The organism is Sorangium aterium (genome assembly GCF_028368935.1).
GTDB lineage: Bacteria > Myxococcota_A > Polyangia > Polyangiales > Polyangiaceae > Sorangium > Sorangium atrum.
Window position 1 is genome coordinate 1,280,358 of the sequence record NZ_JAQNDK010000005.1, and the last position, 11,953, is coordinate 1,292,310.

The window sequence follows — 11,953 nt, forward strand, 5'->3', positions numbered from 1 at the left end:
CGCCGCGCGGCGGCCATCGCCCGCAGTCTGGCCTGCGTGTCCGTGTCGCCTTCGCTTCGGCTCGAACATGGCCTCGCGAACGTCGCGGTCGGGTCGGGCGACCCGCTCGACATCTCGACCTGGGCGTTCTGCCCCGTCGCTCCCGGCGAGCGGCGCCGCGTCACATGACGGCGCTTTTCTAGATGTAAAGGAGAACCGGCACGGGCCGCGTCGGCCGCTCTCCACGGGAGGAGCCGTGATCGCGGCGCTTGCTGCCGGCGCGCGCGACTTCTAGATCGTTCCGGCCGTGGTCAACCCGAGCGCCAAGCAGGATCCCGAAGCCCTCCTCGCCGCCAAGCTCGCGTCGCTCCCGACGACGCCGGGCTGCTATCTGTTCATCGACAAGGCCGGCGCCGTCGTCTACGTCGGCAAGGCGAAGAGCCTGCGCTCGCGCGTCCGCAGCTACTTTCAGGAGAGCGGAAGCGACGCCAGGTACTTCATCCCGATACTCCGGAAGATCGTGGCCGATCTGGAGACGGTGGTCACCGCCACCGAGAAGGAAGCGGCCGTACTCGAGAACGAGCTCGTCAAGCAGCACAAGCCGCGGTTCAACGTCAAGCTGCGTGACGACAAGGACTTCCTTTGCCTCAAGCTCGACACGCAGAAGGCGTGGCCGATGCTCGAGACGGTCCGCCGTCCCGCCCCGGACAAGGCGCGCTATTTCGGGCCCTACCACTCGGCGACGAGCGCGCGGCGGACGCTCCACCTGGTCAACAAGCACTTCCAGCTCCGCACCTGCTCCGATACCGAGATGGCGTCGCGCCGGCGCCCCTGCCTGCAGTACCAGATCAAGCGTTGCCTCGCGCCCTGCGTGATGGATGTCGACCGGGAGCTCTATACGGAGATGGTCCGCTCGGTCGCGCTCTTCCTCGAAGGGCGCCACGACGAGCTCACGGGCGAGCTCACCACGCGAATGCGGGACGCGTCGCGGGAGCTCGAGTTCGAGCGCGCCGCCATCTACCGCGATCAGCTCCGGGCGGTCGAGGCGGTGCGCGAGGCCCAGCGCGTCGTCTACGTGAAGGACGTCGATCAAGACGTGGTGGGCATCTACCGCGAGGGGACGCTCGTGGAGGTCGAGGTGATCTTGGTGCGGAGGGGGCGCGTCGCAGACACGCTGTCCTTCTCGCTCCGCAACATGGAGCTGCCGGACGACGAGGTGCTCGGCGGCTTCCTGAACGAGTACTATGGCGTCGCGTCCACCACGATCCCCGATGAGGTCCTCGTGCCGGTGTTGCCAGACGGCGCGGAGGGCGTTGCGGAGTGGCTCGGCGATCGGCGCGGCCGCAAGGTGGCGCTCTTCGTGCCTCAGCGCGGGCCCCGCGTCGATCTGCTCAAGATGGCGAGCGAGAACGCAGCTCACGCGTTCCGGGAGAAGCAACGGAGCTCGGACGATCTCGAGGCCCGGCTCGAGGAGCTCAGGGAGCGCCTTCGTCTCCCGACGCTCCCGCGTCGCATCGAGTGCTGCGACATCTCGCATCTCGGCGGCGGCGACACGGTGGGATCGATCGTGGCGCTCCTCGATGGTCAGCCGGACAAGAAGCGCTACCGCAGCTTCAACGTGAAGAGCGTGGCCGACGGCGACGACTACGCCGCGATGTACGAGGTGCTCTCACGGCGCTTCCGCCGCGGAAAGGCCGCCCGGCAGGCGAGCCCCGCGTCCACCGCAGAGAGCGAGGCCGCCCTCGGCGCCGAAGGCGCGCCCGAGAGCGACGTGATGGAGGGCGTCGCCGAGAGCGACATGATGGAAGGCGTCGCCGAGAGCGACATGATGGAGAGCGATCCGGCGGAGAGCGACGCGCTCGAGAGCGATGCGATGGAGGGCGACGTCGCTGAGGAGGACATCGGCTTGGCAACAGCGAGCGACGCTACGCCGCAGACGGAAGGGACGCAGGTGTCCGCTGCCGCGGAGCGGGAGAGCGCCGGCTCGGGGGGTGATGTGTCGAGGAGCGCCGAGGCCGGCGGAGGCGAGTGGGATCTTCCAGATCTGTTCGTCGTCGATGGTGGGCGCGGCCAGCTCCAGGTAGCGCTGTCGGCGGCGCGCGATCTCGGCCTGCACGGCCTCCCGATCGTCGGCCTGGCGAAGGAGCGGGAGACGCAGACCGGAGAGAAGCTCGTCGACCGCGTCTACCTGCCTGGCCAGAAGAACGGTATCCCGCTCCGATCGACGAGCTCCGCCCTCTTCTTCCTGGCGCGCGCGCGCGACGAGGCGCACCGCTTCGCAAACCACGCACGCAAGCGGCTAGGCAAGGCGCGGCGCCTCCGGTCCGCGATCGAGGACATCCCAGGGCTTGGCAGCGCGGTGAGGACGGCGCTCCTCCGGGAGCTCGGTTCCATGGAAGGAGTGCGCCGCGCGACGGACGCTCAGATCCTGGCGGTGACAGGGGTCACCAAGCGACACCTGTCCGCGCTGCGCAAGGTCATCCCGTCTCCCGAGTCCTCACAGCCCGACGCGCCGGCCGAGGACACCGGCGATCTCTCCAAGGCTCGCGGGCTCACGCGCTGAGCGCGACCGGGGCCGCGCCGCGATGGATCGGTGAAAGATCACGCTGCGACCCGAACGGCGTTCCGGGTTGAGCGCCAAGGCGTTCTCTGCGACGATCCGAACACCAGGCGCCCGGCCGCAATCCGGGCGCACGCGGTCATTTTTCGATCAAGAGCACCACCTGGCACACCGAGCGCTTCTTGCGGACCCGACGTAGTGGGCGGGCCGCGGCGGGCCGCGCTCGGCGAGCTCGATTCCCGGCGGGCACTGCCTCGCTCCGGGGTTACGCGGCACGTGAGCACCATGGGAGAAGTACGCGCTGGCCACACGCTCGGTCGCTATGAGCTCCTCGTCCCCATCGCGCTCGGGGGCATGGCCTCGGTGTGGGCCGCTCGAACGGGCGGCCAGCTCCCCAGGATCGTCGCCGTCAAGCTGCTGCGCGCCGAGCTGAGCGACGATCCCGACTTCGAGGCGATGTTCCTCGACGAGGCCACCCTGGTCTCGCAGATCCATCACCCGAACGTCGCGGAGACCATCGATGTGGGCGAGGAGGACGGCGTTCTCTACCAGGTGATGGAGCTCATCGACGGCGAGCCGCTCAACCTGGTTCTCCGCGAGAGCAAGGCGCGCGGCGGCCTGCCGCTCCCCTTCGCGCTCCGCATCGTGGCCGAGGCGGCCCTCGGCCTGCACGCCGCGCACGAGCTGCGCGGCCGCGACGGCAAGCCCGTCGGCCTCGTCCACCGCGACGTCTCGCCGCAAAACATCCTGGTCGGATACGACGGGTCGGTGAAGATCCTCGACTTCGGCGTCGCCAAGGCCGCCTCGAACCTGCAGCGAACCCAGGTCGGCCAGGTGAAGGGCAAGTACGCGTACATGTCGCCGGAGCAGGCCGGCAGCGAGCCCATCGATCGCCGCACCGACGTGTTCACGCTCGGGATCGTCTTCTATCAGCTCGTGACCGGCAGGCACCCCTTCCACGCCGAGAACGATCCCGCGACGGTGCGCCGCATCTGCGACAAGGCGGCAGCCGAGCCGCCGCAGACCCTCGTCCCGTCGCTCCCGGAGGACGTCGGGCGCATCATCATGAGGATGCTCGCGAAGCCGAGGGAGGAGCGCTTCGCCTCGATGGCCGAGCTGCGCCGCTCCATCGAGCAGCTGTCGCCCGCGACGCCGATCGCCACCTCGGATGAGCTCGCCGCGCTGATGCAGCAGATGCTCGGCCCGCGCGGCGAGCGGCGGCGCGCCGCGATCCAGGAGGCCATGCAGATCGCGCGCGAGCGCGCGATCGACCCCGACTATCCGCAGTCACAGCAGAGCTCGCCGCACGCCGCCGCCCAGCCCGGGCGCTCGAGCGCTGAGCGCGGCGCCGCCGCGCCGCAGGGCGCTCCGCCGGCGCCGCCGACGTCCGAGGAGGGCCATGCGCGGCGCTGGCTCGTCCCTGCGACGGTCGGCCTCGTGGTCCTCGTGGTGCTCGCGGGCGCGCTCCTGCTGCGCTCCTCGCCGCATGGCGGCCCGCCGCGCCAACGGGGCTCTCTGCTCGTGCCCAGGGCGGGCTCGATCGAGGATCCGCTCCTCAGGGCCGCGCGCGCCGCATCCAAGGCGCCCCGCGGCGGCGCCGACGCGACGCGCGCCGCACCGTAGCGGCGCACCTCGTCCGCGTTCCTGGCCCGCGTTCGCTTGACGGTTCGGGCAACGCTTTTCAAGATGGCCGCCCTCGCATGGATCTTCGCCGCTCGCCGGAGCTCTGGCGGTTCGCCGCGCTGGTGGCGATCTTCGTCACGAGCGGCCTGGTCATCACCTACCTCGTGCTGCCGCCCCCGCCGGACGACGGCCCGAAGCCCCCGCCGGTCCTCCGCGTGGCGCAGGTGCCCGTGCCGACGGGCGGCGACGTGGTGGCGAACGCGCTCGACCTCGTGCGCCGCTACGCGACCGGGGAGATCCGGATCGTGCTCCCCGACGGCTCCGCGCGCGCGCTCCGCCGCAACGATCTCGGCGTCGAGATCAACCGGGTCCGCCTCGCCGAGTTCGTGCGCGAGGCGCTCCGCCCCGAGAGCGCGCTCCGCCGCGCGCACGAGCGGGCCGGCGATGGCGACAAGCGCGACGAGGACGCGCCGCTCGACATCCCGATCCCGCTCCTCCTCGACTCCGAGCGGGCGATCAGCAAGCTGCTCGACCTGAAGGTCGAGCTCGACGCCCCCGCGGTCGACGCGTATGTCGACCTCGAGGCGAGGCAGCTCAAACCCGAGAAGATCGGGTACCGGCTGGACGTCTACGGCACGCTCGCGCGCATCGACGCCGCTCTCCGGGCGGGCGAGGACACCGCGCTGGCCAGCGTCGAGACGATCCCGCCGAAGCTCGTCGCCGAGCAGCTCGGCAACGTCAAGTTCGATCAGGTGCTCGGCTACTTCGAGACGCGCTACGCGACCGGAGGGAGATCCAAGGAGAGGACGTACAACCTCAGGCTCGCCGCGTCCAAGCTCGACGGCGTGGTCGTCATGCCGGGCGAGATCTTCGACTTCAACGAGACGGTCGGCCCGCGCGACGAGGCGCACGGGTACCGCGTCGCTCCGGTCATCGCCCAGGGAGAGCTCGTCGACGGGCTCGGCGGCGGGACCTGCCAGATCTCGGGCACGCTCCACGGCGCCGCGTTCTTCGCGGGGCTCGAGATCGTCGAGCGCTACCCGCACTCCCGCCCGAGCTACTACATCAAGCTCGGCCTCGACGCGACCGTCGTCTACCCGACGATCAACTATCGCTTCAGGAACCCGTTCGACTTCCCGATCGTGCTCCACGAGACGGTGGCCGGCGGCGTCGTGCGCGCCGAGATCCTCGGGCCCTCGCGCAAGCTCACGGTCACGTACTTCCGTCGCATCGACGAGGTCATCCCGTTCGAGGAGCTGGAGCGCCCGACGCCGAAGCTGCCCGAAGGGATACGGGCGCTCGCTCAGCGCGGCATCCCCGGCTTCAGGACGACGAGCTCGCGGGTCGTCCGCGACGGCGCCTATGCGGTGCGGGAGAAGTGGAGCGACAGCTACCCGCCGACCGCGCAGATCATCCATGTCGGGAGCGGCCCGCGCGACCCGGAGGCCAAGACGGCCGACGACAATCACCCCGAGTACGTCGCGGACGAGTACCTCGTCGTCACGCAGGGGCCGGACGTCCGCACGCCGGGCGTGACCGGCCCCGAGCCGGGCGGCGGCACCGTCGAGAGCCGCGAGCCCGGGCTCACGGGCGAGCGCGGCTGGACCGAGCGCGCGGGGTTCGGCACGTTCCGCGCGAAGGGGGCGGAGCGCGCCGAAGGGGAAAGCGGCCGCGCGCGCGGCGAGGACGCGCCGCCCGCCGAGGGGATCGCCGTCATGCAGGCCCCGGGCGCGGCCGCGCCAGAAGGCCGTGGCCAGCGGGACCCCGCGGGGGACGAGGCGAAGGGCGGCAAGGGCAAGAAGCGACGCCAGAACCAGAAGAAGACGACGACGAGCGACGGCGGCTGAGCGGGTGGCGTCGAACGAGAGTGACGGCGGCTGAGCGGACGGTGTCGAACGAGAGCTACGGCGGCTGTTCGGCGGCGCTCGCTGAAGGCCGCGCTGGCCTCGGCGGGCTCCGCTCGTCCTCTGCCGTCGCGGCCTTCAGCGAGCGCCGACCGCCCGGCGTACCTCGTGGAGCGTCGGGCTCGCGAGCGCCCGCGCGCGCTGGGCGCCTTCCAGGAGCAGGGCGTCGACGCGGGCCGGGTTGGCCATGAGGTCGGCGTAGCGGCGCCGCGGCTCCTCGAGCGCGCGGTTCAGCACGTCGAACACGGCCTCTTTCGCCTCGCCCCAGCCGATGCCGCTCTGGTAGCGGCCGCGGAGCGCCTCCGCCTCTTCGGGCGTGGCGAACTCCCGGTAGAGGTGGAAGAGCGGCGAGGTGTTCGGATCCTTCGGCTCGCTCGGGGGCGACGAGTCCGTCTTGTACTTGAAGATCGTCTTGCGCAGCTTCTCCGGCGGCAGGAAGAGCGCGATGGTGTTGTCGTAGCTCTTGCTCATCTTGCGGCCGTCGAGGCCCGGGATCACCGCCGTTTCGGCGCTGATGCGCGCCTCGGGCAGGACGAGGGTCGGGCCGTAGATCGCGTTGAACCGCTGCGCGATATCGCGGGCGATCTCGATGTGCTGGACCTGGTCCTTGCCCACCGGCACGACATTCGTCTTGAACAGGAGGATGTCGGCCGCCATCAGCACCGGATAGCCATAGAGGCCCATGTTGATCCCGGCGTCGAGGTCGTCGCTGTCCTCGACGCCCGCGGCGCCCGACGCTCCGGCCCGCGACTCCATGTTCTTGGCGACAGCGGCCTTGTAGGCGTGGGCCCGGTTCATGAGCCCCTTCGCCGTGAAGCAGGAGAGGATCCAGCTCAGCTCGAAGATCTCCGGAACGTCGGATTGCCTGTAGAAGATGACCTTCTCGGGATCGAGGCCGAGCGCGAGCCATGTCGCGGCGACCTCGTGGACCAGGCTCTGGAGCTTCTGCGCGTCGTGGATCGCGTTGAGCGCGTGAAAGTCGGCGACGAAGTAGAGCGCGTTCGACGCGGTCCCTGCGAGCGCGAGCGCCGGCTTGATCGCCCCTACGAAGTTGCCGAGGTGCGGCGTTCCGGTGGGCTTGATGCCGGTGAGGACGGTGCTTGCCATCGTTGTCGTGTTCCTCTGAGAGAGCTCATCCCATTACGCGCTCCGCGCGAGTGATGCCACTGCCGCGCCCCAAAAAATCTGCCGGGTTTCTGGCTGTCGGCGCGCATCGGCGCGCGAACGTGCGCCGACGTGCGCCGGCACGAGCGCTCTGCCCGCAGCGCAGCGCGGCCCTGGAGCGTCTCCGCCCGCGGCGCCGCGCGTACCGTGTCGTGTACCGTGTACGATCGGCGATTTTCGTGCCACGGTGGACGCCGGACCGACCCCCCGACCCACGCTGGCACCTGCGCCATGTCCGGCCAAACGCCGTCATCTCCCGCACCTCGCCCCGAGGCCTCCGCCCCACCGCCCGCTGGCCGAGCCCCTGCCGACGCGCGGCCGACCGTCGCGCTCGCCGTCTCGGGCAGCATCGCGGCGTACAAGGCCGCCGAGGTGGCCCGGCTCTTGATCCAGGGCGGCGCGCGCGTGCTCCCGATCATGACGCGCGCGGCGCAGCAGTTCCTCGGGCCCATGACGCTGAGCGGGCTTTGCGGCGAGCCGGTGCGCGACACCATGTGGGATCCCGGCTTCGCGGGCGAGCTGCACGTCGCGCTCGCCGCGGAGGCCGATCTGGTGCTGCTCGCGCCCGCGACCGCCGACGTGATCGCTCGCCTCGCCGCGGGGCGCGCCGACGACCTCGTGACGGCGCTCGCCCTGTGCGCGCGGGGGCCGGTGCTCGCCGCGCCGGCGATGCACCCCCGCATGTGGGCTCACCCCGCGACGGCGCGGAACGTCGCCACGCTCGAGGCCGACGGGCGCGTGGAGCTCGTCGGCCCGGTCTTCGGCGAGGTCGCCTCGGGCGAGCGCGGCCTCGGGCGCATGGCCGAGCCGGCGGCGATCGCGGCCGCGGCGTTCTCGCGGCTCGCCCCGCGCGACCTCGCGGGGCTCCGGGTCGTCGTCACGGCGGGCCCGACGCTCGAGGACCTCGATCCCGTGCGCTTCCTCGGCAACCGGTCGACCGGCAAGATGGGCTTCGCCGTGGCGGAGCGGGCTGCGGCGCGGGGCGCGCAGGTCACGCTCATCGCCGGCCCCGTGTCGCTCTCGACGCCGCCGGGCGCGCGCCGGGTCGACGTGCGCGGCGCGCTCTCGATGCGCGGGGCGCTCTGGCAGGCGCTCGGCGAGGACCTGCGCGGCGCCGACGCGCTCATCATGACGGCCGCCGTGTCCGACTACCGCCCGGCCGAGCAGCACGCGACCAAGCTGAAGCGGACGCCCGACCTCGCGTCGCTCTCGCTCGTGCCGAACCCTGACTTGCTCGCGGAGATCGGCGCGGCGCGCGGGGGCCTCGTCGGCGCTGAGGGCGCCGACGGAGCGCGCTCGCCGGTGCTCGTCGGGTTCGCGGTCGAGACCGCCACGGACGAGGGGGTGATCGCCTATGCGCGGCACAAGCTCGCGAGCAAGCGCGTCGACATGATCGTCGCCAACCACGCGGCGGACTCGTTCGGCCGGGACGACAACCGCGCCACGCTCGTGACCCGCGACGCCGCCGACGCGCTCGGCGTATTGCCCAAGCCGGTGCTCGCGGACCGCATCCTCGATCGGGTCTTGCAATTGTGTTGGCCGGGTCGGACGAGTCAGGCGAGCGCGCGATGATCCCGGGCGAAGACCGCGCCGCGGCTCCTTCCGCCGCGGCTCCTCCGGCTGCCTCTGGCTCGGCCGCCGCGGCCTCGTCGCGCGATCGGCGGGCGATCGATCCGCGCGAGCCGCCGCGCTCGTCGCGCCGCGAGGCCGCGCTCATCGCCGCGTCCGTCACCGGCGGCGTCGCGCTCGCCGTCTCGTTCGCGTTCGATCCCGATCGCGCGGGCACGCCTACCATGCTCGCGGCGCTCGGCGCGCTCTACGCCGTCCTCACGGCGATCACCGTGATGTGGCTCCGCCGGCGCGGCGAGCTCCGCGCCGCGCTCCGCCCCCTGTCGGGCGATCTCGCGCGCGGCGCCCTTGTCGCGGCGGGGCTCTACGGGCTCGCCATGGCGGTGCAGCTGCTGCTCGCCCCGCGGGGCTCGCCGCGCGAGGCGTGGGTCCTTCGCCTGTACCTCCAGCTCGGCGACCCCTCGGCCGACGCGCGCGTGTTCGCCGGCGCGCTCGTCTTCGTCATCGCCGCGCTGGAGGAGATCGTCTGGCGCGGGCTCGTCCTGCGCGCCCTGGAGGGGCCGCTCGACCAGGTCGCTGCGTGGCTGCTGTCGAGCGCGCTGTTCGCCGCCGCGCACGCCCCCACGCTCTTCCTGCTCGGCGATCCGGTGGCCGGGCCGAACCCGCTGCTCGTCGCGGCGGGCTTCGGCTGCTCGATCGTGTGGGGTCGCATGGTGCACCGGACCGGGCGCCTGGCTCCGGCCGTCTTCGCCCATGCGTTCTTCTCGTGGGCGATCGTGAGCTTCCCCATCTGGCGCCCGTGACGGGCGCGCGCCCGGGCCGGGATCAGCCCTCGAGCTTCGCGAGCTCCTCTTCGGGCACGTCGAAGTCGGCGTAGACGTTCTGCACGTCGTCGTGGTCGTCGAGCGAGTCGACGAGGTTCAGGCAGACCTCGGCGTCGCGGCCCGCGACCTCTTTCTTGTTCTTGGGGACGTAGCCCGCGGAGTTCGACTTCACCGCGATCTTCGCGTCCTCGAGGGCCTTCACGACGGTGTCCATCACGTCGACGCTGGAGAGCACCTGCCACTCCTCTCCCTGGTCGCTGTAGTCGTCGGCGCCGGCGCCCACGGCGGTGTCCATGAGCTGATCCTCCGTCGCCGCGTCCTTCGCGAGGAGGATGATCCCCTTCCTCTCGAAGGCCCACTGCGCGGAGCCGCCGGCGCCGAGCTGCCCGTTGTTCTTCTCGAAGATCTTCCGGATCTCGGCGACGGTGCGGTTCCGGTTGTCGGTCATCGCCTCGCAGAGGAACAGCGTCCCGCCGGGCCCTGTGCCTTCGTAGAGGATCTCCTCGTAGTTCGCGCCCTCGATCTCGCCGGTGCCGCGCTGGATTGCGCGCTTGATCGTGTCGGCGGGCATCGCCTGGCCCTTGGCGTCGTTGATCGCCTTGCGGAGCCGCGGGTTGCCGTTCGGGTCTCCGCCGCCCATGCGCGAGGCGACGGTGATCTCCTTGATCAGCTTCGTGAAGAGCTTGCCGCGCTTCGCGTCGAGCGCGCCCTTCTTGCGCTTGATGGTGGCCCACTTCGAATGGCCGCTCATGCCTGTCTGCTCCGTGATGACGGGGCGCTCGCTCGCGGCGCGCGCCCAGGGGGAAGGTTCGGCGCAAGATGGAGCACCGATCGGTTCGGGCGTAGAAACCGTCAGGGCGCCGGGAGCGCCAAGAGATTGTCGAGCTCTCTTGGCGCTCTCGGCGCCTTTCGGTTCGAACCGTCTGTCGCTCTAGCGGTGCGCTCCGGGGGAGGCAACAACGACGGCACCCCCGGCCGCGTATCCCTCCTCACCGGGAGGACGAGCGCGGCCGGGGGCCCTTGTCGACCTGGGTCTGTGGCTGCCCCCTCTGTGTCGCTACAGCGCGTAGCCGGTCTCGCCGTGCTCCGTCGCGTCGAGGCCCTCGCGCTCGTCGCTCTCGGGCACGCGCAGGCCGATCAGCTTGTCGACCAGCTTGAGGAGCACGAAGGTCACGATCGCGGCGTACAGCCCGACGGCCGCGATGCCGGCCAGCTGCGGGACCAGCTGCCCCGGGTTGCCGGCGATCACGCCGTCGCGGCCGGCCTCGTTCAGGGCCTTCTCGGCGAAGACGCCGGTGAGGACCGCGCCGAGGAGGCCGCCCACGCCGTGGACGCCGAACGCGTCGAGCGAGTCGTCGTAGCGCAGGCGCTCCTTCGAGACGACCGCCGCATAACACACCACGCCCGCGAGCAGGCCGATCACGACGGCGGCCCACGGCGCGACGAACCCGGCCGCGGGCGTGATCCCGACGAGCCCCGCCACGATGCCGGACGCCACGCCGAGCGCGGTCGGCTTGCCTCGCTGCGCCCACTCGACGAGGAGCCACGCCGCGCCGCCCGCCGCCGCCGCGAGGTGCGTGTCGAGCAGCGCCAGCGCGGCGAGCCCGCCCGACGTCAGCGCGCTGCCGGCGTTGAAGCCGAACCACCCGAACCACAGGATGCCCGTGCCCGTCAGGGTCATCGTCAGGTTGTGCGGCACGTGCCGCTCGTGCGGATATCCCGTGCGCCTGCCCAGCACGAGCGCACAGATCAGCGCCGAGATGCCCGCCGCGAGGTGAACCACGGTGCCGCCCGCGAAGTCGAGCGCCCCCATCTCGAAGAGCCAGCCCTTCTCCGCCCACACCCAGTGCGCCACCGGGTCATAGACGAGCGTGGACCAGAGCAGGATGAAGACCAGGTACGCCGAGAACCGCATCCGCTCGGCGAACGCCCCCGCGATGAGCGCGGGCGTGATCACCGCGAACATCATCTGGAACGCCGCGAACGCGAGGTGCGGCACCGTGCCGCGCTCCGCCATCGCGATCCCGTGCAGACCGACATAGTCGAACCCGCCGATGAGCCCACCGTGCGAGGTCCCGAACGAGAGCGAGTACCCGATGGCCACCCACTGCACCGAGATCACGGCGAGCGCGGCGAACGAGTGCATGAGCGTCGCGAGCACGTTCTTGCGGCGCACCATGCCGCCGTAGAACAGGGCGAGGCCCGGCGTCATGAAAAGGACGAGGGCTGTCGATGCGAGGAGCCAGGCCGTATCCCCAGTGTCGATCTTCATGGCTCGGGCGTAACGTGCCCGATGTTTCAACGAGGTTTCGTGGTCGCGGCAGGACGCA

The 11,953-nt window shown here is 71.4% G+C and carries 8 protein-coding genes; 5 read left to right on the forward strand and 3 right to left on the reverse strand.

What is annotated here, in order from left to right; genetic code table 11:
* Positions 1-286 precede the first annotated feature (286 nt).
* From uvrC to POL72_RS43090, 3 genes are all read left to right on the forward strand, one after another.
* Complete coding sequence (uvrC, locus tag POL72_RS43080; protein ID WP_272102709.1) at positions 287-2,542, forward strand: excinuclease ABC subunit UvrC; 2,256 nt, start codon at positions 287-289, stop codon at positions 2,540-2,542.
* Between the two features lie 282 nt (positions 2,543-2,824).
* Positions 2,825-4,162, forward strand: coding sequence for a serine/threonine-protein kinase (locus POL72_RS43085; RefSeq protein WP_272102710.1), 1,338 nt, complete (start codon positions 2,825-2,827; stop codon positions 4,160-4,162).
* 77 nt (positions 4,163-4,239) lie between these two features.
* Positions 4,240-6,009 (forward strand): VanW family protein, encoded by a 1,770-nt coding sequence (locus tag POL72_RS43090; RefSeq protein WP_272102711.1) that lies wholly within the window; start codon positions 4,240-4,242, stop codon positions 6,007-6,009.
* A 135-nt stretch (positions 6,010-6,144) separates the two neighbouring features.
* Here the strand turns inward: POL72_RS43090 and POL72_RS43095 are convergent, their stop codons facing one another.
* On the reverse strand, positions 6,145-7,173 hold the full coding sequence (locus tag POL72_RS43095) for a tryptophan--tRNA ligase (RefSeq protein WP_272102712.1): 1,029 nt from the start codon (positions 7,171-7,173) through the stop codon (positions 6,145-6,147).
* A gap of 288 nt (positions 7,174-7,461) precedes the next feature.
* Between POL72_RS43095 and coaBC the strand changes: the two genes are divergently transcribed.
* Positions 7,462-8,802: a bifunctional phosphopantothenoylcysteine decarboxylase/phosphopantothenate--cysteine ligase CoaBC gene (coaBC, locus tag POL72_RS43100; protein ID WP_272102713.1), complete on the forward strand. Its 1,341-nt coding sequence runs from the start codon at positions 7,462-7,464 to the stop codon at positions 8,800-8,802.
* The gene (locus POL72_RS43105) at positions 8,799-9,602 is read left to right on the forward strand and encodes a CPBP family intramembrane glutamic endopeptidase (protein ID WP_272102714.1); all 804 of its coding nucleotides are present in this window, start codon (positions 8,799-8,801) and stop codon (positions 9,600-9,602) included. The genes coaBC and POL72_RS43105 overlap by 4 nt, the downstream gene beginning before the upstream one ends.
* A 22-nt stretch (positions 9,603-9,624) precedes the next feature.
* Here the strand turns inward: POL72_RS43105 and POL72_RS43110 are convergent, their stop codons facing one another.
* Positions 9,625-10,374 (reverse strand): YebC/PmpR family DNA-binding transcriptional regulator, encoded by a 750-nt coding sequence (locus POL72_RS43110; RefSeq protein ID WP_044966745.1) that lies wholly within the window; start codon positions 10,372-10,374, stop codon positions 9,625-9,627.
* Between the two features lie 306 nt (positions 10,375-10,680).
* Entirely contained in the window at positions 10,681-11,895 is a 1,215-nt protein-coding gene (locus POL72_RS43115; RefSeq protein ID WP_272102715.1) for an ammonium transporter, read from the reverse strand.
* Positions 11,896-11,953 lie beyond the last annotated feature (58 nt).